Origin of the sequence: Tsukamurella ocularis (assembly GCF_024807615.1) — a bacterium.
GTDB classification, from domain to species: domain Bacteria; phylum Actinomycetota; class Actinomycetes; order Mycobacteriales; family Mycobacteriaceae; genus Tsukamurella; species Tsukamurella ocularis.
In genome coordinates this window covers 573,532-595,774 of the sequence record NZ_JANUCJ010000003.1, presented here as the reverse complement: position 1 = coordinate 595,774, position 22,243 = coordinate 573,532, and the positions used below count along the sequence as shown (strand labels likewise).

General features: G+C 70.0%; 22 protein-coding genes. 18 read left to right on the top strand and 4 right to left on the bottom strand.

The window, feature by feature from the left end:
* Positions 1-60: 60 nt before the first annotated feature.
* Both HNP44_RS14375 and HNP44_RS14370 read left to right on the top strand, forming a co-directional pair.
* Positions 61-1,143, top strand: a complete 1,083-nt coding sequence (locus HNP44_RS14375) for an NAD-dependent epimerase/dehydratase family protein (RefSeq protein ID WP_259141136.1) — start codon at positions 61-63, stop codon at positions 1,141-1,143.
* Positions 1,144-1,147: 4 nt separating this feature from the next.
* Complete coding sequence (locus HNP44_RS14370; protein WP_259141135.1) at positions 1,148-2,215, top strand: lysophospholipid acyltransferase family protein; 1,068 nt, start codon at positions 1,148-1,150, stop codon at positions 2,213-2,215.
* Between the two features lie 11 nt (positions 2,216-2,226).
* Here HNP44_RS14370 and HNP44_RS14365 read toward each other — a convergent pair whose 3' ends face one another.
* Both HNP44_RS14365 and HNP44_RS14360 read right to left on the bottom strand, forming a co-directional pair.
* Positions 2,227-3,432 (bottom strand): hypothetical protein, encoded by a 1,206-nt coding sequence (locus HNP44_RS14365; protein WP_259141134.1) that lies wholly within the window; start codon positions 3,430-3,432, stop codon positions 2,227-2,229.
* 229 nt (positions 3,433-3,661) lie between these two features.
* The gene (locus tag HNP44_RS14360) at positions 3,662-4,555 is read right to left on the bottom strand and encodes an HAD family hydrolase (protein ID WP_374758782.1); all 894 of its coding nucleotides are present in this window, start codon (positions 4,553-4,555) and stop codon (positions 3,662-3,664) included.
* Positions 4,556-4,638: 83 nt separating this feature from the next.
* Between HNP44_RS14360 and HNP44_RS14355 the strand changes: the two genes are divergently transcribed.
* The 7 genes from HNP44_RS14355 (at position 4,639) to HNP44_RS14325 (ending at position 11,127) form a co-directional block, all read left to right on the top strand.
* The gene (locus HNP44_RS14355; RefSeq protein ID WP_259141132.1) at positions 4,639-4,896 is read left to right on the top strand and encodes a glutaredoxin family protein; all 258 of its coding nucleotides are present in this window, start codon (positions 4,639-4,641) and stop codon (positions 4,894-4,896) included.
* 148 nt (positions 4,897-5,044) lie between these two features.
* Entirely contained in the window at positions 5,045-6,382 is a 1,338-nt protein-coding gene (locus HNP44_RS14350; protein ID WP_259141131.1) for a glutamyl-tRNA reductase, read from the top strand.
* Entirely contained in the window at positions 6,375-7,316 is a 942-nt protein-coding gene (hemC, locus tag HNP44_RS14345) for a hydroxymethylbilane synthase (protein ID WP_259141130.1), read from the top strand. Before HNP44_RS14350 ends, hemC begins: the two co-directional genes overlap by 8 nt.
* Before the next feature lie 26 nt (positions 7,317-7,342).
* Positions 7,343-9,055: a bifunctional uroporphyrinogen-III C-methyltransferase/uroporphyrinogen-III synthase gene (locus tag HNP44_RS14340; protein ID WP_259141129.1), complete on the top strand. Its 1,713-nt coding sequence runs from the start codon at positions 7,343-7,345 to the stop codon at positions 9,053-9,055.
* A 10-nt stretch (positions 9,056-9,065) separates the two neighbouring features.
* Entirely contained in the window at positions 9,066-10,058 is a 993-nt protein-coding gene (hemB, locus tag HNP44_RS14335) for a porphobilinogen synthase (RefSeq protein ID WP_259141128.1), read from the top strand.
* Positions 10,055-10,633: a hypothetical protein gene (locus tag HNP44_RS14330; RefSeq protein ID WP_259141127.1), complete on the top strand. Its 579-nt coding sequence runs from the start codon at positions 10,055-10,057 to the stop codon at positions 10,631-10,633. The genes hemB and HNP44_RS14330 overlap by 4 nt, the downstream gene beginning before the upstream one ends.
* Entirely contained in the window at positions 10,630-11,127 is a 498-nt protein-coding gene (locus HNP44_RS14325; RefSeq protein WP_259141126.1) for a DUF3093 family protein, read from the top strand. Before HNP44_RS14330 ends, HNP44_RS14325 begins: the two co-directional genes overlap by 4 nt.
* 245 nt (positions 11,128-11,372) lie before the next feature.
* Here HNP44_RS14325 and HNP44_RS14320 read toward each other — a convergent pair whose 3' ends face one another.
* Positions 11,373-12,227: a type IV toxin-antitoxin system AbiEi family antitoxin domain-containing protein gene (locus tag HNP44_RS14320; RefSeq protein ID WP_259141125.1), complete on the bottom strand. Its 855-nt coding sequence runs from the start codon at positions 12,225-12,227 to the stop codon at positions 11,373-11,375.
* A gap of 175 nt (positions 12,228-12,402) precedes the next feature.
* Complete coding sequence (locus HNP44_RS14315) at positions 12,403-12,879, bottom strand: NUDIX hydrolase (protein ID WP_259141124.1); 477 nt, start codon at positions 12,877-12,879, stop codon at positions 12,403-12,405.
* Between the two features lie 39 nt (positions 12,880-12,918).
* Between HNP44_RS14315 and HNP44_RS14310 the strand changes: the two genes are divergently transcribed.
* From HNP44_RS14310 to HNP44_RS14270, 9 genes are all read left to right on the top strand, one after another.
* Positions 12,919-14,043, top strand: a complete 1,125-nt coding sequence (locus HNP44_RS14310; protein WP_259141123.1) for a serine hydrolase domain-containing protein — start codon at positions 12,919-12,921, stop codon at positions 14,041-14,043.
* Positions 14,044-14,112: 69 nt separating this feature from the next.
* On the top strand, positions 14,113-14,319 hold the full coding sequence (locus HNP44_RS14305) for a heavy-metal-associated domain-containing protein (RefSeq protein WP_259141122.1): 207 nt from the start codon (positions 14,113-14,115) through the stop codon (positions 14,317-14,319).
* Between the two features lie 49 nt (positions 14,320-14,368).
* Positions 14,369-14,992 (top strand): hypothetical protein, encoded by a 624-nt coding sequence (locus HNP44_RS14300; protein WP_259141121.1) that lies wholly within the window; start codon positions 14,369-14,371, stop codon positions 14,990-14,992.
* 108 nt (positions 14,993-15,100) lie between these two features.
* A complete protein-coding gene (locus HNP44_RS14295; RefSeq protein ID WP_259141120.1) occupies positions 15,101-17,266 on the top strand; it encodes an MMPL family transporter in 2,166 nt (721 codons plus the stop codon).
* 5 nt (positions 17,267-17,271) lie between these two features.
* The gene (locus tag HNP44_RS14290) at positions 17,272-17,949 is read left to right on the top strand and encodes a TetR/AcrR family transcriptional regulator (protein WP_259141119.1); all 678 of its coding nucleotides are present in this window, start codon (positions 17,272-17,274) and stop codon (positions 17,947-17,949) included.
* A 155-nt stretch (positions 17,950-18,104) separates the two neighbouring features.
* Positions 18,105-19,517: a purine-cytosine permease family protein gene (locus HNP44_RS14285; RefSeq protein ID WP_259141118.1), complete on the top strand. Its 1,413-nt coding sequence runs from the start codon at positions 18,105-18,107 to the stop codon at positions 19,515-19,517.
* Between the two features lie 89 nt (positions 19,518-19,606).
* Positions 19,607-20,602, top strand: a complete 996-nt coding sequence (locus HNP44_RS14280) for a methionine ABC transporter ATP-binding protein (RefSeq protein WP_259141117.1) — start codon at positions 19,607-19,609, stop codon at positions 20,600-20,602.
* On the top strand, positions 20,599-21,309 hold the full coding sequence (locus tag HNP44_RS14275; protein WP_259141116.1) for a methionine ABC transporter permease: 711 nt from the start codon (positions 20,599-20,601) through the stop codon (positions 21,307-21,309). The genes HNP44_RS14280 and HNP44_RS14275 overlap by 4 nt, the downstream gene beginning before the upstream one ends.
* Positions 21,306-22,226, top strand: coding sequence for a MetQ/NlpA family ABC transporter substrate-binding protein (locus tag HNP44_RS14270; RefSeq protein ID WP_259141115.1), 921 nt, complete (start codon positions 21,306-21,308; stop codon positions 22,224-22,226). The genes HNP44_RS14275 and HNP44_RS14270 overlap by 4 nt, the downstream gene beginning before the upstream one ends.
* The last annotated feature ends 17 nt before the right edge of the window (positions 22,227-22,243 follow it).

Here is a 22,243-nt window from a genome sequence, read left to right as displayed (position 1 = left end):
TTTCATGAGAGCCCGCCCAGGATATGGGCGGGCTTTCGTGTTTCCGGTTACCCTTCAGTAATGAGTGAGTCGGCCGTCACTGCGCCACGCGTCGTCATGGTGACGGGCGCGTCCACGTTCGTGGGCGGATACCTCGTGCGCCGGCTCGCGCAGCGTCCCGACATCGAGCGTGTGATCGGCGTCGATGCGGTGCCGCCGACCAAGGCCATGCACCGGCGGATGGAGCCCGCGGAGTTCATCCGCGTCGACTACCGGAGCCACATTTTCGGCAAGATCATGGCGACCAACGAGGTCGACACGGTGGTGCACTGCTCCACTTCGGTCACCGACAACCACTTCCCGTCCTCGTCCACCAAGGACGCGATCGTCTTCGGCTCCATGCGGGTCTTCGCCGCGTGCCAGAAGTCGGAGACCGTCAAGCGTGTGATCATGCGTTCGGCGACCCAGGTCTACGGCTCCCGCTCCCGTAACCCCGCGCTCATCACCGAGGATCTGGTCGGCGGCGCCGCGGCCAGCGGCCACCCGCGAGACCTGCTCGACGCCGAGGCCTACGCCCGCAGCATGGCCCGCCGCCGCACCGACATCGACCTCACGGTGCTGCGGCTGGCGCCGATCATCGGCCCCAACATCGAGACCCTGCTCGGCTCGCTCTTCGAGCGCCCCCTCGTGCCGTCGATCATCGGCCGCGACGCGCGCCTGCAGCTGCTGCACCAGGACGACGCCCTGGGCGCGCTGGAGCATGCCGTGGTGGCCGGGAAGCCCGGCACGTACAACATCGCCGGCGACGGCGCGATCTCCATGTCCCAGGCCATCCGCCTCTGCGGGCGGGTGCCGCTGCCCGTGGTCAAACCCACGTTCGGGCCGGCTGTCGCGGCTATTCGCGGCCGGGGCCGCGGCCATATGGACAAGGTGCAGCTCGCCTACCTCAGCTTCGGCAATGCCTTCGACACGACGCGCATGCGGCAGGAGCTCGGCTTCGAGCCCCGGTTCACCACACGGCAGGCGACGGAAGACGCCGCACGCCACGGGCGGACAGAACCTACAATCGGAGTGGACTCGATCGTGAGCGTCGAGCGGCGAGTCGCCTCGCTGGCGCGGCGCTTCGCAGGAACCGGTTCCGAGTACGGCACGGCTGGACGGTAGAGACATGACCAACTCTTCAGGCTCACAGCACGCGAAGGTGCTGCAGCTGCCCGTGTCCATCGACACCGCTCGCACCGAGGGGCGCGAGCGCGCACAGCAGCGGCACCCGTCCGCGCTCACCGGCAACCCGGTGTCGTCGACCCCGCGTCGCGAGGCCACGGTGCATGCCCTCAACCCCGACTACATCGCCGCCGCGCAACCGGCCGAGCCCGGACCGGGCTGGCGTGAGCGCGCCGCGGACTCGGTGGTCGACGGTGCCGCTTTCGTCCGCGAGCGGCTCACCGGTGACTACGACATCGACCCCTTCGGCTTCGATCCGCACCTGACCGACGCGCTTTTCCTGCCCGCGCTGCGGCCCGTCTACGACAAATGGTTCCGGGTGGACACCACCGGCGCCGACAACCTGCCCCGCGAGGGCGGCGCGCTGCTCGTGGCGAACCACTCCGGCGTGATCCCGCTCGACGGGCTGATGTCCGCCGTCGCGGTGCACGACAACCATCCCGACCAGCGGCACCTGCGTCTGCTCGCCGCCGACCTGGCCTTCGAGTACCCGGTCATCGGCGAGGTCGCCCGCAAGATGGGCGCGACCGTCGCCTGCAACGCCGACGCCGAGGCGCTGCTCACCCGCGGCGAGCTCGTCGCCGTGTGGCCCGAGGGCTTCAAGGGCATCGGGAAGCTCTACCGCGACCGGTACAAGCTGCAGCGCTTCGGACGTGGCGGCTTCGTGACCGCGGCGATCCGCGCGCAGGTGCCGATCATCCCGGTGTCCATCGTGGGCGCCGAGGAGACGTACCCCATGCTCGCTGACGTCAAGCCCGTCGCGCGTTTGCTGGGCCTGCCCTACGCGCCGATCACGCCGCTGTTCCCGTGGCTCGGCCCGCTGGGCATGGTGCCGCTGCCGTCGAAGTGGCACATCGAGTTCGGCGAGCCCATCGCCACCGACCGCTTCACCGAGGCCGACGCCGACGACCCGATGGTGGTCTTCGAGCTCACCGACAACGTCCGCGAGACCATCCAGCAGTCGCTGTATCGCATCCTCGCCCGCCGGAAGAACATCTTCCAGGACTTCTGAGCGGCGCCCGATCAGGGCTGCTGGACGTGGACGAGTACCGGTCCAGTATCGAGTGCAGACGGAACGCGGGAGAGTCCCTGAGCCGGTTCAGGTGCAGCCACGTCGGTACCGGATTGTGCCGTGAAGTCGGCGGTTCCGGGCGCCTGCACGAGGTCGGGGCGCGGAGGCAGCACCGGCAGATTCGGATCGGTCGAGAGTGCTCCGGTCCCGCTGTCGGAGGCATACGCGCGTGCCACGTTCGCGAGTGGTGCGGTTGCTACGACCGTGCGGCGCCGCCGGCCGGTGATCAGGGCGGCGGACAGGTACACGAGCACCGCTCCGACCGCGCCGGTCAGGACGGCGTAGGCGAGCCGGTCGGGCGAGGACGTGGTCGCGACGGACGCAGTGGTGAGAGCGGTGTCGGCGGTCGAGTGGGTGGTCGAATCCGCTCGTAACTGGGTCTGCACGGTCTCGAGTTGGCGATCGATCGATTGCAGTGCGATCCCCAACTGCCGCACCCCGAGATTGAGCTTCGCGACCGCGGCCTCGGCCGCGGGGCGGGCGCTCGTCATTGTCGTCAGGCCGTCGCGTAGCTGACGGGCTGCGGTGCGCGCCGAAGTGAGGCCGGCGCTTCCTCGGGACGAGGCGCTCGACAACGACGCGAGCGCGCTGCGGAGCGCGTTCGCACCTTGCAGAGCGTCGAGACCTGCGGACTGGTCGAGGACCGCGTCGATCCGCTCGCGGGTCGCGACGTCGGTCGGGTTGGTACTGGGCGCCAAACGGGTCCGAACGTCGCGTAGGGAGGTACGGACGGACGTGCTGAGCGAAGCGAGAGCAGTGGCCTGCTCGATACTGTTCGACCAGGTCGATGTGACCTCAGTGACTTCGGTGAGCGCTTGGGACGCGGACGACGTCGACTCGAGCGACGTGGCGAGGTCGGCGGCCCCGGCGCGGGCCCGGGCGAGGCTGTCGAAGATCTGCGGTATCGCCGAGGTCGCGGACATCAGGCCGGTGCTCGAGGAGGTGAGGGCATCGGACAGGAGCGAGAACATCGTGCGCGAATCGTCCGCCGCCTTGAGCGCGATCGCGGCCGGCGATACCTGCGGGCTAGCTGACGTGGTGTCCGGACGGGAAGCGGGCGCGGTTCCGCTGATCAGGAACGCGCCGGCGCCGGAGGCGAGACCGATGAGCACGGCGAGGAAGGCGACACCGGGTACCGCCCAACTCGTACGGAGCACGTACCGAACGTGTCCGATTTTTGTCCGACTCACACGTGAAGCCTAAAGGCATCGGACGCGGCCCGCGAGGCAGATCACGGCGTTGTTCACGGCGTCCGGTGGTGACGTTTCAGTCTGAAAAACATAGCGGCAGATGACGTTAGGCGTACGCGTATGTTTTCATATCGCATATTCTCGACGACGACGGTTGGCGGAAGCCGTTGTCGGGCTTGGATGGGGGATGGCCCGTTCAGTCGTCGCTGAAATGCTTGATCAGTGCTGCGGCGCCGCCGACGGCGACGCCCACACCGATGGCGGTGGGGACGCCGATCTTGGCGGCCTTGCGGCCGGTGCGGTAGTCGCGGATCTCCCAACCCCGCACGCGCGCGACGTCGCGCAGGTCGGAGTCGGGATTGATGGCGACGGCGGTGCCCACCAGGGACAGCATCGGCACGTCGTTGTGGGAGTCGCTGTAGGCGGTGCAGCGCTTGAGGTTCAGGCCCTCGCGGATCGCCAGCGAGCGGACGGCGTGCGCCTTGCCCAGGCCGTGCAGGATGTCGCCGACGAGCTTGCCGGTGAACACCCCGTCCTGCGACTCCGCGACGGTGCCGAGGGCGCCGGTGAGGCCGAGCCGGTCGGCGATGGTCTGCGCCAGCTCGACGGGGGTGGCCGTCACCAGCCACACCTGCTGCCCGGCGTCGAGGTGCATCTGCGCCAGCGCGCGGGTGCCCGGCCAGATCTTGTCGGCGATGATCTCGTCGTAGATCTCCTCGCCGACGGCCTTGAGTTCCTCGGTGGAGCGGCCGGCGATGAAGGACAGCGCCTTCTCGCGCCCAGCCGCCACGTCCTCGCTGTTCTCCTTGCCCGTGAGCCGGAACTTGGCCTGCGCCCACACGGCCGACGCCAGGTCGGAGTAGGAGAAGTAGTTGCGCGCGGCGAGGCCGCGGGCGAAGTGCACGATCGACGCGCCCTGCACCATCGTGTTGTCGACGTCGAAGAAGGCGGCCGCGGTGAGGTCGGGTGGCACTTGGCCGTCTTCGCGGCCCTCCTTCTCGAGCAGCAGCGAATGGGCGGCGTCGGCGCTCGCCTCGCCCGCCGCGCTCTGCCGTTGTTCGTCGGCGCTGGCCGTCTCGGACAAGGGCACCTCCCCACTCGCGTGATCCCACGTGCGTGATCTCCCCTCAACCTTAGCGGCGCGCGCCGCGCTCGGGGTGGGACACTCGGCACATGTCCGTGATCACGTTGCTCACCAGGGAGGGGTGCGGGATGTGCGCCCGTGCCCACGACGAGCTCACCGCGCTCGTCGTCGAACTCCGCGCCGCCGACCGCCCCGTCGACTACCGGCAACTGGACGTCGACGCCCCCGGTAACACCGAGTACCGCGGCGAGTACGGCGACATGTTGCCGGTGGTCCTGCTCGACGGCGAGCAGCACAGCTATTGGGAAGCGGACGTTCCGCAGCTGCGGGCGGATATCCTGGGCTGAGCGACCGTGACGGGTGACCCCTCGTCACCTGCACGGGTGAGGTGAGGCTGTGCGCGTTTTCCCATTTCAGGGGATGCGGGGTACCGTGCCTTAACGGGAAACTACGGACTGTAGTTCACCCGTCAAGATCTTCGAAGGAGCAGCGAGGGTGTCGGTTCTGCTGTTCGGCGCGTCGCACCGCAGCGCGCCGGTGTCGGTCCTCGAGAAACTGGCGATCACCGAGACCGATCGTCCCAAGGTGCTGGCGCAGCTCATGGAGTCGCCGCACATCGACGAGGTCATGGTCGTCACCACCTGCAACCGCGTCGAGATCTACGCCGTCGTCGAGGCCTTCCACCCCGCACTGGAAGCAGTCTCCGACGTCCTGTCCGCCCGCTCCGGCCTCACCATCAACGAGCTCAGCAAGCACGCCTTCGTGCGCTACTCCGAGGCGGCCGTCCAGCACCTCTTCTCCGTCGCCTCCGGCCTCGACTCGATGGTCGTCGGCGAGCAGCAGATCCTCGGCCAGATCCGTGGCGCCTACGCGGCCTCCGACGAGCATCAGGTCGCCGGCCGCGTGGTCCACGACCTCGCGCAGCGCGCCCTGCACGTCGGTAAGCGCGTGCACACCGACACGGGCATCGACAAGGCCGGCGCCTCCGTCGTCTCCGTCGCCCTCGACCGCGCGCAGGCCATCCTCGGCGCGCAGGGCGGTTCGCTGCGCCGCGCCGTCGTCGTGGGCGCGGGTGCCATGGGCGGCCTCGGCGTCGCCCACCTGGCGCGCGCCGGCGCCGTCGACGTGACGGTCGCGAACCGCACCCAGGACAAGGCTGATCGGCTCGCGCAGGCCGCCCTCGACGGTGGCGTGACCGCCGCCCGCGGCGTCGCCATGGACGACCTCGTGGTCGCCCTCGCCGACGCCGACGTGCTCATCGCCTGCACCGGTGCCGTCGGCAGCGTCGTGAGCCTCGCCGACGTGCACTCCGCCCTGGCGCAGCGCACCGTCGACACCGATCTCGTGGTGTGCGATCTGGGCCTGCCAAGGGATGTGGACCCCGCCGTCGCCGGGCTTCCGGGCGTGGCCGTCATCGATATCGATGCCCTCTCCCGCGAGCCGGGCACGCAGGCCGCCGAGGAGGACGCCGAGAAGGCCCGCAGCATCGTCTCCGACGAGCTCGCCGAGTACCTCTCCGCGCAGCGCTCGGCGGAGGTCACCCCGACCGTGACGGCCCTGCGCCGGCGTGCCGCCGAGGTGGTGGAAGCCGAACTGCTGCGGCTGGATTCGCGTCTCCCGAGCCTGGAGGGCACGGATCGCGACGAGGTGGCGCAGACGGTGCGCCGCGTCGTCGACAAGCTTCTGCACGCCCCGACGGTGCGCGTCAAGCAGCTGGCCGCCACCCCGGGCGGCGACTCCTACGCGGAGGCGCTGCGGGAGCTCTTCGAACTCAAGCCGGGCGCCACCGGCGCCGTCTCCGCGACCGAAGGATCCGACGACCGAAGTGTCTGACCCCACCGTTCCGCAGCCCATCCGCATCGGCACGCGCGGCTCGCTGCTGGCGACCACACAGGCCGGCACCGTACGCGATGCCCTGATCGCCGCCGGTCATCCGGCCGAGCTCGTGATCGTGCAGACGCCGGGCGACCTGAGCTCCGAGCCGGTCGAGAAGATCGGCGTAGGCGTCTTCACGTCCGCGCTGCGTGACGCGCTCGCGAACCGAGAGGTCGACGTGGCCGTGCACTCCTACAAGGACCTGCCGACCGCGCCCGACGACCGGCTGTCGATGCCCGCCGTGCCGCCCCGCGAGGACTCGCGCGACGCCCTCGTGGCGCGCGACGGACTGGTGCTGGGGGAGCTGCCGGCGGGGTCCGTGATCGGCACCTCCAGCCCGCGACGAGCCAGCCAGCTTACCGCACTGGGTCTGGGTTTGGAAATCCGCCCCCTACGAGGCAACCTTGACTCTCGGTTACGCAAAGTAGCGGACGGCGAACTCGACGCGATCGTGGTCGCCCTCGCCGGACTCAAGCGGATCGGTCGCCACAACGAGGTGACGGAGGCGCTGGATCCGGTGCAGATGCTGCCGGCGCCCGCTCAGGGCGCACTCGCGGTGGAGTGCCGACGCGACGATGCGGAACTGCATTCCGTGCTCTCCGGCCTGGACGATCTGGTCACGCGTGCGGCGGTCACCGCCGAGCGTGCCCTCCTCGCCGAGTTGGAGGCCGGGTGTACCGCGCCCGTCGGTGCGATCGCGGAAGTCGTCGAGTCCCTCGACGACGACGGTCGCATCTTCGAGGAGCTGTCGCTGCGTGGCATCGCGCTCGCGGCGGACGGCTCCGACTCGGTCCGCGCCTCTGTGGTCGGTCCGGTGGGCGAAGCCGGCGCGCTGGGCATCGCGCTGGCACGGGAGCTGCTCGACCTGGGCGCACGCGACCTGCTCGCGTAGCACCCGCAACTACTGGGAGCCGATACATGAGCCGCACTGCACAGTCCGCGAAGGCCGACACGGCAGCCGACACCGACACGGTGTCCACCCGCGTCGCCGCGAAGACGAACAAGCCCGCCCGGGGCCGGGCGGTGGCACCGGGCCGCATCACCTTCGTGGGATCCGGCCCGGGCGATCCGGGACTGCTGACCCTGCGTGCAGAGCAGAGTATCGCGGGCGCCCGGACGGTCTACACAGACCCCGACGTTCCGCAGACCGTGCTCGACATGGTCGGCACCGCGCTGCCGGCCGAGCCCGTCGAGACCGGTGACGACGCCGCCGATCCGGCCGCCGTGAAGGGCCGCAAGGGCGAGCCCGTCGTGCGCAACCCCGCCACGGTCGTGCCCGCGCTGGGCGAGCCCGCCGAGGTCGCCAAGACCTTGCTGGCGCAGGCCCGCCACGGCGAAGACGTCGTGCGCCTCGTCGCCGGCGACCCGCTGTCCTCGGACGCGGTGCTGGCAGAGGTCAACGCCGTCGCCCGTACTCAGGTCGCCTTCGAGATCGTCCCGGGCCTCGCGCCCGCGACGGCGGTCCCCACCTACGCCGGCATGGCGCTGGGCTCGGCGCACACCGAGGCCGACGTGCGCGGCGAGGTCGACTGGGCGGCGCTGGCCGCGGCCCCGTCGCCCCTGGTGCTGAGCGCGACCGCCGAGCACCTCGCCGACACCGCCTCCGCGCTGGTCGAGAACGGCCTCGCGCCGCAGACCCCCGTCGCCGTCACCGCGCAGGGCTCGACCTGCAAGCAGAAGACCGTCGAGGCCACCCTCGCGACGCTGAACGAGGCGGGCGCGGGCCTGCCCGGTCCACTCGTGGTCACCGTCGGCAAGGTCGTGGGCCAGCGGAGCAAGCTCTCCTGGTGGGAGTCGCGCGCGCTGTACGGCTGGACCGTGCTCGTGCCCCGCACCAAGGACCAGGCCGCCGAGATGTCGAACCGGCTGCGCGCCCACGGCTCCATTCCCATGGAGGTCCCGACGATCGCCGTCGAGCCGCCGCGCAGCCCCGCGCAGATGGAGCGCGCGGTCAAAGGCCTCGTCGACGGCCGCTACCAGTGGGTCGTCTTCACCTCCACGAACGCCGTGCGCGCCGTGTGGGAGAAGTTCATCGAGTTCGGCCTGGACGCCCGTGCCTTCTCCGGCGTGAAGATCGCCTGCGTCGGCGAGCAGACCGCCGCCAAGGTCCGCGCCTTCGGCATCGAGCCCGAGCTCATTCCGACGGGCGAGCAGTCCAGCCTGGGCATGCTCGAGGTCTTCCCGCCCTTCGACGACGTCTTCGACCCGGTCAACCGGGTCCTGCTGCCGCGCGCCGACATCGCCACCGAGACCCTCGCAGAGGGCCTGCGCGACCGCGGCTGGGAGATTGACGACGTGACCGCGTACCGCACGGTGCGCGCCGCTCCGCCGCCCGCCTCGACCCGCGAGATGATCAAGTCCGGCGACTTCGACGCGGTCTGCTTCACCTCCAGCTCGACGGTGCGCAACCTGGTCGGGATCGCCGGTAAGCCGCACACCCGCACCATCGTCGCGTGCATCGGGCCGAAGACGGCCGAGACCGCGATCGAGTTCGGCCTGCGAGTGGACGTGCAGCCGGAGACCGCGTCGGTGGAGGACCTCGTCGAGGCTCTGGCCGCGCACGCTTCCCGGCTCCGCGCGGAGGGCGCCCTGCCCCCGCCGCGGAAGAAGCCGCGCCGCTCCCGCTCGTAGACTGGACGGCATGAGTTTTCCTCACGTCCGTCCTCGCAGGCTGCGCACGACGCCCGCCGTCCGGCGGCTCGTCGCCGAGGTGTCGGTGGAGCCGCGGCAGTTGGTGCTGCCGATGTTCGTGCGCGACGGGATCGAGGCGCCGTTGCCGATCTCGTCGATGCCGGGCGTCGTCCAGCACACGTCCGATTCGCTGCGCGCCGCAGCCGAGGAGGCCGTCCGCGAGGGTGTCGGTGGGATCATGCTGTTCGGTGTCCCCGACGACGCCGACAAGGACGCCGAGGGCAGCGCCTCGTGGAATCCCGACGGGGTGCTCAACCGCGGGCTGCGGGCTCTGCGGGACGACCTGGGTGACGACATCGTGATCATGGCCGATACGTGCCTGGACGAGTTCACCTCGCACGGGCACTGCGGCGTACTCGACGGCGCTGGGCGTGTCGACAACGACGCCACCCTGGAGCGGTACGCCTTGATGGGTGTGGCTCAGGCCGATGCCGGGGCGCACATGCTGGGACCGTCAGGGATGATGGACGGCCAGATCGGCGTGCTGCGCTCCGCGCTAGATTCCGCTGGGCACCAGGATGTTTCGCTGTTCGCGTACACCGCGAAGTACGCGTCGCCGTTCTACGGACCGTTCCGCGAGGCCGTCGGCTCGTCGCTGCAGGGCGATCGGCGGACCTACCAGCAGGATTCGGCGAACCGCCGTGAGGCGCTGCGTGAGCTCGAACTGGACCTCGCCGAGGGCGCCGACATCGTGATGGTCAAGCCCGCGATGAGCTACCTCGACGTGCTCGCCGACGTGGCCGCCGCTTCGCCGGTTCCGGTGGGGGCGTACCAGATCTCGGGGGAGTACGCGATGATCACCGCCGCCGCCCAGAACGGCTGGATCGACCGCGACGCGGCGATCCGTGAGTCGCTGGTATCGATCCGCCGTGCCGGAGCCGACATCGTGCTGACCTACTGGGCCACTGAGGCCGCGGGTTGGCTGAACAGGGGAACCTGGTGAGCATGCACCAGCAGGGCCCCGTCTGGCCCGGTCCCGGACCGCAGCCACCCACCTGGCCGGCACCGCCGCCCGTGCCGAAGCCCGCGCGGGGCCCGCGCCCCGACGACGTGAAGCTCTCCGCGCAGCTGTGGATCTTCGTCATCATCGCCTCGGCGATCTCTCGCGTCGCGCAGGCGATCTCGACCCGCGGCTCCGCCGAGCTGCGCGAGCAGTTCGACCGGATGCGCGAGGGCGACGGCATCATCGCCCGCTCTTCCCGCGAGCAGTACAAGACCTTCGAGCAGTTCGACACCATGACCTTCGTGCTCGCCATCGTGATGGTCGTCGTGGGCGTCGCGGTGGCGGCGGGTCTCGTCTACTTCCTGTGGCGCGGACAGAACTGGGCGCGGCTCGTGTTGCAGTTCGTCGCGGCCTTCGTACTTGTGCAGGGTGTGCTCGGTTTCTTCTCCGGGAATGCCACGATCGCGGTTCCGGCCATCCTCGCGGCGATAGCCGTCGTCGGTGCGATCCTTGCGGCGAACAGCCGGGATTCCCTCGCGTACTTCTCACCGGGCTCCGTGGCGGCCCGGCGGTGACCGGGCCGCTGACCCCGCTGTACGCCGAGCGGGGCCTTTCCCGCATCTGGCTGGTACTGGTGCCCCTCGCGACCGTGGCGATGATCCTCACCCAGTGGCTGCTCGCCGGCCGCACCTCCGAGTGGTGGATCTGGTTGCTGCTGGGACTTGCGACGCAGGGCTTCGTGTGGCTGCAGGTGACCGCGGGACGCACCCACGTCTCGATGGCGGTCACCCCCGAGGAGCTGCGCTGCGGGGAGGAGACGATCCCCGTCGCCGAGATCGCGCGGATCCTGCCCGGCAAGTCCCCCGATCACCCGCGCAGGGCCAAGCCGGAGGATTTCCCGGCGTGGTCCTCGGCACGCGCGATGGGGCGGCTGAGCACCGTACCGCGCCGCCGCTACGGGATGGGTATCGAGCTCGTCGACGGCTCGACGGTGCAAGCCTGGGCCCGCAACGACTACGCGCTGCGCGCGGCCCTCGAGCCGCTGCTGGCCTCCGGCGAGGGGCGCTGATCTGCGCCGCCACCTCGTCGACGGCGGTATCGTCTGGCCGGGCGCCGCGCGCACAGCGCCGATGGCTCGCCCGAGCACCGGCTCGGGTCGGTGGTGAGCCAGTAGCTCCGCGCCCTCGGGCACCTGGGCGGAAGTCGTCGACCTCGCGATGGCGGCCAACTTTCCAGGCCGTCTGAGTTTCGAAAGTCGACTTTCACGGCCCTCCGCTGCAGAATCTGGCGGCGGTGCATCGGTAGACCGGATACTCAAAATCGAGTGCGGCCGCGGTGGCGGCCACTGCGCACGATCGCGAGGATGTCGTGCAGGGTCGCATCCCAGTCGTACAGCACATCGGCGTAGTCGATGCGAAGAACTCGGTAGTCCCCGATGGTCGCTGTGCGGTCGCGGCGATTGTCGGACCGGCGCTGCGCACCGCCGTGGTACCCCTCGCTGTCGCACTCGATGATGAGTTTGTCGCCGACGAGGAGGTCCACCCGTCCGACGCCACGGATCGTGACCTGCGAGCGGACGCGGATACCAGCGCACACCAGGCGATATCGGACCAGTGATTCCGTGCCCGAACCCGCCGCGGGGTCGACGAGCCCGACGAGCCGGAGCACGCGCCGCGAGGCGCCGACGAAGATCTCCGCGAGCACGCTCTCCGTGTACGGCCGAGGCATCCGCAGCGTCGAGTCAAGCACCGCGATGAACTCGTCCGAGGGAAGGCAGTTCGCCGCGCACTGGAGCGCGACCGGCAGCGAGTCCACCGCGCGCAGCGGCATCGGCAAGGGCCGGTGACTGCGGCACGACGGGTGCGACCGAGCGGCGACCGGCGTGTGCCGCGGCCACCGCAGGTGCATCCGCGCGATTCCGGGTGGCACCCACAGCCCGGCCGTGTATTCGAGCGCCGACACGCAGGTCACCACGGCGCCGGACCGGACCGCGGCGATGACCGTGGGCCGTGCCGTGGTGGTGGCGTACCAGCCGCGACGAAGGACCGTGATCGTCCCGGTCCGTCGCAGGGTGGCGAGTTCCACGGGATCGACACCGATCCGTAGCAGGTGACGGCGGGAGAGCACGCCACCGCTCTCGGCGGCGATTATGGGGATCCGTGGGTCCATGGCGTCGATCATGCGGCGCTCTCCGCTGTGGAACGGTCGCAGGACCGGGTGCCTGTGGAGAAATCAGGTTATGTACGCGAAGGTGTGGAGGAATCCCCGACCGAAAGTAGCGTTTCACGGTCCTGTGCAGGCGAATCTTGCCGCCAAGCGCAGCTGAACCCGATTTTCGGAACGTCTACTGCCACGCTGGGCGGGTGTCTCCGCGCAGGGCGGCGAGGCCCCGGCGCACCCGTTCCGTTTGCCGCGGCGACATCGGCGGCAGCGCTTCGGGGTGGAACCACGCGATGTCCAGCGACTCGTCGTCGGCCACGTGCGCCTCACCGGCGAGGTATCGGCACAGGAACAGCAGCGTGAGGTACTGCGCGACATCGCCGTTCGGGTAGTGCACGGGCTCGTCGGTGCGGACCGCGAGCAGATCGAGCACCTCCGCCTCGACACCCGCCTCCTCGCGGATCTCGCGGACGATGGCCTCCGCCGGCTGCTCACCCGGCTCGAGGATGCCGGCGATCGACGCCCACTCGCCGGTGTCGGCGCGGCGTCCGAGCAACACCTCGCCGGTCTCGTTGACGACGACCGCGGCGACGCCGGGCAGCCACAGCAGGTCGGTGCCGATCTTCTCGCGGATGCTGCGCACGTACTCGGGAATGGGCATGCTTGTGAGGGTACGTACCGATCCTGTCGAGGGAGCGACATGCTGAGCGAGCTGATCGAGCGGGAAATCGTGCAGGGCCCCCTGCCGGGCGCGGTGGCGGCGTTCGACGACCCCGCCGGCGTCGACGTCGCCGTCGGCGGCGAGCGGGCGGCGGGCGTGCCGATGACCCGCGACACCGTCTTCCGCATCGCGTCGCTGAGCAAGCCGATCCTCGTGACAGCGGCGTTGGTGCACGTCGAACGCGGCACCGTCGGGCTGGACGACCCGGTGGCGCGCTGGCTCCCTGATCTCGCCGAACCCCGCGTCCTCCGCGATCCGAGCGGCCCGCTCGACGACACGGTCCCCGCGGTCCGCCCCATCACCGTGCGGCACCTGCTCTCGTTCACCGGCGGCCTCGGCATGATTTCCGACTTCGAGGCGCCTCTGATGCAGGAGCTATTCGGGACCCTCCACCAGGGCCCCGTCGACCCGCTCGGCACCCCACCGCCCGACGAGTGGCTCGCGGCCGCCGCGCGCCTGCCGCTGGCACACCAGCCGGGGGAGGGGTGGACCTACAACACGGGTGCCGACCTCCTCGGCGTGCTTCTCGCCCGCGCCGCCGGCGGCAGGCTCGACGACGTGCTGCGCGACGCCGTGCTCGACCCGCTGGGTATGGCCGACACTGCCTTCCGCGCGACCGAGGCGATGCGGCCGCGGCTCGGCGACGCCGTGATGTCGACGCCGGAGGGACTCGCGATCGTCGACCCGGCCGACGGTGCCTTCCTCGCCGAGCCGGTCTTCGAATCCGGTGGTGGTGGCCTGCTCTCCACCCTCGACGACCTGCTCCGCTTCGGCCGGATGCTGCGCGGTGCAGGGGAGTCCGACGGGGCGCGCGTCCTGCGCCCCGAGTCTGTGGCCGCGATGACATCGGTGCAGGTGCCGCCCCAGCCGGGCAACGTCTTCCTCGACGGTGCCGCGTGGGGCTACGGTGGCGCGGTGGATGTCGATCGCGCCCGCCCATGGAGTGTGCCGGGACGGTACGGCTGGGTCGGCGGATCGGGTACGGCGTTCTACTTCTATCCGGGCTCGGGCAGGATCGCGGTGTGGCTCGGACAGTTGCAGCTCACCGGTCCCGCGGAGGGCGGGGCGATCGAGCGGTTCTGTACGGCTGCGATGCCAGCCTAATACCCCTAGGGGGTATGATCGATGGTGCGCGACGATCCGCGATCGCGTCAGTTGTTGAAGGAGCGAGAAATGGCAGTGGAGACCACCTACACCGTGACCGGCATGACCTGCGGACACTGCGCATCCTCGGTGCGTGAGGAGATCTCGGAGATCGGCGGCGTCACCGGCGTCGATGTGAACGTGGAGACCGGTGCGGTCACCGTCGCCAGCGACGCCGAGCTGACGCGCGACGCCGTCGAGGCTGCGGTCAAGGAGGCCGGGTACACGCTGGTCTGAGCGGTCCCGCTTCGCGCGGATCGCCGCCCTGACCGGCTACGGTGGGGGCATGTCTGAGCAGGGTTTCGGGGACTTCGAGTTCGAGCGAAAGTTCTTCGTCCGTGAGGTCCCCGAGGCCGCTGCCCTCGACCCCACGCCGACCCTCATCGTGCAGGCCTACCTGTTCGCCGCCGACGGTTACGCCGTCCGAGTACGCGTGCAGGGCCCCGCACCGGCCGAACTGACCGACGATCCCGGCGCGCTCGTCGACGCCCTCGACGGCGTGACCACCGGCACCATGACCGCCAAGGGGCCCGCCGTGAGCGGCACCCGGTACGAGGCCGAGCGCGAGCTCGACGCCCTGGTCGCCGGGCAGATCGTACGCCGCGCAGAGCACGTCGTCGCCAAGGTTCGTTACTCGATGTGGCTCGGCGAGGACGGGTGGATCATCGACGACTTCCTCGGCGCCAACGCCCCGCTCGTGATGGCGGAGGTGGAGCGTGGGGGCCCCGTCGTGGACCTCGCGATCCCCGACTTCTGCGTCACCGAGGTCTCCGAGGATGAGCGCTTCCGCAACGAGTACCTCGCGCACGTGCCCTTCGGTGGCTGGTCCGAGACGTACACCCGCGAGCTGGCCCTCCTCGGCCCGCGGTTCGTGCATTCCCTCGGTGAGAATCGCCTCGGCGGCGTCTAGGCCCACTTCAGTCTTCCGGTGACAGAGATCTCCGCCCCCGGGCGGTTGACGGCGCTGTATTAACGTTGTTAACTTAACGCCGTTAATACAACTGGAAGGGGACGCACGATGATCGACGCACTCACCCGCTTCGTCGCGCGCCGCGCGAAGGCCGTGCTGCTACTGGCCGTGCTGCTGCTGGCGGGGCTCGGGCTCGCGGGCGTCGGTGTCGCCGACAAGCTGCAGGCCGGCGGCTACGTCGACCCGCAGGCCGAGGCGATGCGGACATACGATCGCATGGCCGACGATTTCCACCGCGGCGGGCTGCCATTGGTGCTCGCCGTCTCGGTCCCCGAAGGGCAGGAGGCGGCAGCGGGCGCCTACGGCCGCGGCCTGGTCGACCGCCTCAAGGCCGACGGTCGCGTCGAGAGCGTCGTCGACGGCTTCAGCACGCCAACGCCGATGCTGCTCAGCGAGGACAAGCGCACGGCGCTGATCGTCGCTGCCATCGCGGGCGGCGAATCCCAGGCCCCGCTCAACGCGAAGGCCATCGTCGGCGATCTGCCGCAGCCGCCCCCGTCGGTCACCATGACTCCCGGCGGCCAGGCATACAGCTACGCGCAGATCAACGACCAGTCCTCGCGTGACCTGCTGCTCGCCGAGGCCGTCGCCATTCCCATCACCTTCCTCGTGCTCGTGTGGGTTTTCGGCGGCCTGGTCGCTGCGGCGATCCCCGTGCTCGTCGGCATCGCCGCGATCATCGCGACCACGGGCATCCTGCGCGCCTTCACCACGTTCACGGACGTCTCGATCTTCGCGCTCAACCTCACCACCGCGATGGGGCTCGCGCTCGCGATCGACTACACGCTGCTGGTGATCTCCCGCTACCGCGAGGAAGTGGCCGCGGGCAGCGACCGCCCGGAAGCCTTGCGCCGCACCATGAACACTGCGGGCCGCACCGTGCTCTTCTCCGCGGTCATCGTCGGGCTCTCGCTCGCCGCGATGGCCATCTTCCCCATGTACTTCCTGCGCTCCTTCGCCTACGCGGGTGTCGCGGTGGTGGTCTTCGCGGCCCTCGCCACGCTGATCCTCACGCCCGCGATCCTCACGGTGCTCGGCGACCGCGTGGACGCGCTGACGATCGGCCGCCGCCGTGTGGAACCCGCGCCGCAGGACAGCCTCTTCTACCGGCTGACTCGCGCGGTCCTGCGCCGCGCCGTGCCCATCGGCCTCGCGCTCGTCGCGCTCCTGCTGATCCTCGGAACACCTTTCCTCAGTATCCATTTCGGCTTTCCCGACGACCGAGTACTGCCGTCGTCGTCGAGCTCCCACCAGGTGGGCGACACCATCCGTTCCGACTTCGCCGAGGACGCCTCGGGGCAGGTCAGCGTCGTCCTCACGAGCACCGTCGACGACGGCGCCGTGGCCGACTACGCCGTGCGTCTCTCGCAGGTCCCGGACACCGGTGCGGTGGTGGCCCCGTCGGGCACGTACCTCGCCGGGCAGCGCGTCGCCGACGGTGACCCGACCGCCCGGGCTGCGAACGGGACGGCGCTGCTGCTGGTCTCGTCGAAGCTCGACCCGCTGTCGCAGGCCGCCTCCGACCAGCTCGACCGGCTGCACGAGGTACAGGCTCCCGCGCCTCCGACCTTCGGCGGCTCCGCGCAGCTCAATCGCGACTCGGTGCAGTCGATCCTCGACACGCTCCCGACGGTGCTCATCGTGATCGCGGTGACCACCTTCATACTGCTGTTCCTGCTGACCGGCAGCCTGGTCCTGCCGATCAAGGCGCTGGTGATGAACGTGATCTCGCTGTCGGCGGTGTTCGGCGCGCTGGTCGCGATCTTCCAGTGGGGCTGGCTCGGCGGGCTCGACACGACGGTGACCGGCGCGATCATCGCGAACATGCCGGTGCTGATGTTCTGCATCGCCTTCGGGCTCTCGATGGACTACGAGGTCTTCCTGCTCTCCCGCATCAAGGAGTTCTGGGACCACTCGGAGACCAAGGATCACGCGGCCAACGACGAGGCCGTGGCGATGGGCATCACCCGCACCGGCCGGGTGGTGACCGCCGCCGCGCTACTCATGGCGATCGTCTTCGCCGCCATCGGTTTCGCCGGCGTCTCCTTCATGAAGATGTTCGGCGTGGGCATGATGATCGCGGTGCTGCTGGACGCCACCCTGATCCGTATGCTGCTCGTGCCCGCGTTCATGCGGGTGGCTGGGGTGTGGAACTGGTGGGCGCCGGCGCCGATGAAGCGGCTGTACGACCGCGTCGGTCTGCGAGAATCGTAGGCACCATGGAGCAGGGACGACGGCGGCGCAACAAGCGCGGCGACGGGGAGCGGCTCGCCACCGAGATCCTCGACGCCGCCACCGATCTGCTCATCGAGACGGGCAGCGCCGACGCGGTCTCGATCCGCGCGGTGGCGCAGCGCGCCGGTGTCACGCCGCCGTCGATCTATCTGCACTTCCCCGACAAGGGGGCGCTGCTGACCGCCGTCGTCGCGCGGTACCTCGGCCAGCTCGACGATGTCCTCACCGAGGCGGAGGAGGGGGCACCGACGCCGCTCGACGCGGCGCGTGCGCAGGGGCTGGGGTACGTCCGATTCGCGCTCGAGACACCCGAGCTCTATCGCCTCGCCGCCATGACCCCGTCCGACGACGCCTCGGCCGTGGATGTCGTCCTGACCACCGCGGCGTTCGCACACCTCGAGCAGAACGTGCGCGAGCTGCAGGAGGTGGGCTACTACCCGCCCGGCGATCCGCAGCCGATCGCGCTGCGCATGCTCACCGTCGTGCACGGCGTCGCCTCGTTGCTCGTCGCCAAGCCCTTCCTGCCGTGGGGTGATCCGATCGAGTACGCCGACCGCGTGATCAGCGGCGCCTGCCTCGGGATCGCCCTCACCGCGGGGATGGACGAGTTGCCCGACGGTGCCGCCGCCCTCGCCCTGGTCCGGGAGCTCCGCGGCGGCTGAAGCGCACGTCAACTATCGGGTGACAACGCTCGTGACCTGCTCGTTGGCAGCTGCAAGGGGCTTGACAAACATTTGTATAGACAGCACTATACGAATGGCCGGGGTGATCCTCGTCACTGCCCCGTGGCAGTTCCGCTCCAGAACGAAGGAACCCGATGGAGACGACGAACGCGAAGGCATCGCTGCGGGAACGCCGCACCATCGACGTGGTGCCCGACTCCGAGCGGCACGGCACGCCCCGTAGCCAGTTCACGCTGTGGTTCGGGGCGAACCTGCAGATCACCGCCATCGTCGACGGTGCCCTCGCCGTCGTCTTCGGCGCCGACGCGCTCTGGGCGATCATCGGCGTGCTGATCGGCAACGTGCTCGGCGGCGCCGTCATGGCACTGCACGCGGCACAGGGCCCGCGGCTGGGCCTGCCGCAGATGATCTCCAGTCGCGCGCAGTTCGGGGTGAAGGGCGCGGCGGTGCCGCTGGTGCTGGTGATCCTCATGTACCTGGGCTTCGCGGCCACGGGGACGGTGCTCTCCGGGCAGGCGATCAACCGCCTGATCGGGGTGGACGAGCCCGCCGTCGGGATCGTGATCTTCGGCGCCCTGACCGCGGTCGTCGCGGTGGTCGGCTACCGGCTGATCCACATCGTCGGTCGGATCGCCACGGTGGTCGGGATCGTCGGCATCGGGTACCTGATGGTGCGCCTGTTCTCCGCGTACGACGTGGGCGCCGTCGTGGGCGTCAAGGGTTTCGACATCGTCACCTTCCTGCTCGCGATCTCCCTCGGCGCCGGTTGGCAGCTCACCTTCGGCCCGTACGTCGCGGACTACTCGCGCTACCTGCCGCGGTCGACGCCGGAGCGCACGACCTTCTGGGCGACGTTCGCGGGCAGCGTGATCGGCTCGCAGATCTCGATGACCTTCGGAGCCCTCGTCGCCGCCTGCGCCTCGAAGGCCTTCCTGAGCAACCAGGTCGGCTTCCTCGGCGACCTCGCCGGACCCGCCGCCGCGGCCGCTGTCGTCTATCTCGTGATCGTGGTGGGCAAGCTGACGGTCAACGTCCTCAACGCCTACGGCGGCTTCATGTCGGTGCTCACCACCGTCACCGCGTTCGGCGGCGGCTCGCGGATCTCGTCGCTCGCCCGCACGCTGTACATCGTCGGCTTCGTCGCCGTCTCCGTGATCATCGCGATCGCCGCGAGCGCGGACTTCCTGGAGAACTTCAAGAACTTCGTGCTGGTGTTGCTCATGGTGTTCACGCCGTGGAGCGCGATCAACCTCATCGACTACTACGTGATCTCCAAGGAGCGCATCGACATCCCCGCGCTCTACGACCCGGCCGGCCGGTACGGATCGTGGCAGTGGGCGGCGCTCTTCGCCTACGCCGCGGGCATCGTCATCCAGATCCCGTTCCTCGCGCAGAAGATGTACACCGGGCCCGTCACGGACATGCTCGGCGGCGCGGACATCTCGTGGATCGTCGGGCTGCTCGGCACCGCGGCGATCTACTACCCGCTCGCCAAGCGCACGTCCCGCGCGCCGGCCGAGATGATCTATTCCGCCTCCGACTCCTGAGCCGGGGCGGTCCCGAATCAGGGTGACCGCAACCGTTCTCTCGCGGAGTCGTGTGCCGCACTGTTCTCCTCACATTCCGAGGAGGACAGATGATCGAGGTGCGGAACCTCACCAAGACCTACGGGACCGGCGCGGCGGCGACGCCCGTGCTGCGCGACGTGGGCTTCACGGTGGCCGCGGGCGAGATCTTCGCCGTCGTGGGCCCCAGCGGCGCCGGCAAGTCGACGCTTGCGCAGTGCCTGAACCTGTTGGAGCGGCCGACGAGCGGCACCGTCGTGATCGGTGGGCAGGACCTGACGGCGCTGCCGGAGGGCCAGCTGCGGGCGGCCCGCCGCCGGATCGGCACTGTCTTCCAGGCGTCCAGCCTGCTGCGCCGTCGCACCGCGGCCGAGAACGTCGCGCTGCCGCTGGAGTACCTGGGCGTCACCAAGGGGGAGACGCGGGCGCGGGTCGCCGAGTTGCTCGACCGGGTGGGGCTGGCGGACAAGGCCGGCCACTACCCGCACCAGCTCTCCGGCGGCCAGCGCCAGCGCGTGGGGATCGCCCGCGCGCTGGCGCTGCGGCCCAAGGTCCTGCTCTCCGACGAGGCCACGTCGGGCCTCGACCCGGAGGCCACCGCGCAGTACCTCGACCTGCTCCGGGACGTGCGCGACGAGCTGGATCTCGCTGTCGTGCTCATCACCCACGAGATGGACACCATCGTCCGCGTCGCCGACAGCGCCGCGCGTCTCGACCACGGCATCCTCGCCGAACAGGGCGCCCTCGTCGGCCTGCTCACCGACCCGGAATCGGTCCTCGGCGAGGCCCTCCGATCCGCCGGGCCTGCCGCGACGGCACCGTCGGGCCAGACGACGGTGCACCTGACCTACGACACGACGGTGCCGGCCGACTGGCTCAGTCGCGTCACGCTCGAGACGGGCGCCGCCGTCGCAATGCTCTCCGCGTCCGTGCAGGCCGTCGGGGGCGTCACCGTCGGGACGGTCACGATCGGCGTGGACGACGGTGCCCTCACCCGCGTCCTGGATTCGGCGCGCGCCCTGGGGCTGCGCACCGACGCGGGCGCCCGCGAGGCGGTGCCGGCATGACCTGCCTCGCCTCCGGGATCACGGTGCCGCTCAGCGACATCCCCGACCTGGTGCTGCCCGCGCTCCGCGACACCGTGATCATGGTCGGGCTCGTCATGGTGATCGTGCTCGTCGTCGGCGTGCCGCTCGGCGCCCTGGTGCACAACCTCGCGCCGGGCGGCCTGCTCGCGAGACCGGCTCTGCACCAACCGCTCACGTGGGTCATCAGCATCGGTCGGTCGCTGCCCTTCCTCGTGCTCATGACCGCGATCATCCCGTTCACCCGGTTCCTCACCGGCACCAACATCGGCATCGCCGCCGCGGTCGTCCCGATGTCCATCGCGGGCATCGCCTTCTTCGCCCGCATCGTCGAGAACAGCCTGCGGGCGCTACCGCCCGACGTGGTGACCGTCGCCAAGGCCTCGGGCGGATCCAACGCCCAGATCATCTGGGGCGCACAGATCCCCGAGGCGCTGCCCGGCATCGTCGGCGGCCTCACCATCAACACCATCGCCATGATCGAATACTCGACGATCGCCGGCACCATCGGCGCGGGCGGACTCGGCTACGTCGCCGTGACCTACGGCTATCAGCGCTTCGACCACGGCGTCATGATCGCGACCATCGTGGTCCTCATCGTCGTGGTCACCACGATCCAGCTCGTCGGCGACGCCCTCGTGCGCCACCTCACCCCCGAACAGACCGTCCTCCGAAAGGCCCTCGCATGAGCGATACCGAAACCCCCACGCCCGCCGCTCCGCCCGCCGACGACGACCATGGCTTCAGCACACGCGGCTCGCGCCGGCCCCTGATCATCGGCGTGGTGATCCTCGTCGTTCTCGTCGTCGCCGGATTCGTGGGCTGGCGCGCCTTCGGCGGCTCCGACGCGAAGACCGCCAATGAGACCGCCGGCGCCACCCTGCTGGTCGCCACTACCGAGGGCAACGCGGCGGAGCAGGCGCTCATCGAGTTCATCGCCAAGGACGTCGCCCCGCGGCACGGGATCACCGTGGCCTTCAAGGGCCTCGCCGACTCCACCACGATCAACCGCGCCGTCAGCGAGGGCGAGGTGGCGGCCACCGTCTATCAACACAAGCTGTGGCTCGGCCAGGTGCTGCAGGCGAACCCGGACTTCCGGGAGGAGGCCGCGACGCCGGTCTTCCGGTGGGGCTTCGGGCTTTTCTCCGACAAGTACACCGACCCGCAGCAACTGCCGCAGAACGCGAAGGTCTCCCTGTACTCCGATCCGGCCAACGAGGCTCAGGGGCTGTGGTTCCTCGAGCGCGCCGGGCTCATCACTCTCAAGCCGGACGTCAACAAGTGGCAGGCCACCGTCAAGGACATCGCGACGAATCCGAAGAACCTGCAGTTCACCCTGCTCGATTTCGCCGCGCAGACCCGCGCTCTTCCCGACCTCGATGCCGCTGTCGGCTACACCGAGTACTACCTCGCCGCGGGGGTGAGCATCGAGAAGGAGATCTTCGCGCCGCCCGCTCCCGACGAGTTCGCCGGCCAGCTGACCATCGGCACGCGGTGGAAGGACACTGAGAACATCAGGAACCTGGTTGCCGCGTTCAAGGACCCTGCGGTGCAGGAGTTCCTGCGCACCGACCCGCGGGTGAAGGACATCCTGTTGCCGCTGTAGGACAGCGGTGCCGGGCG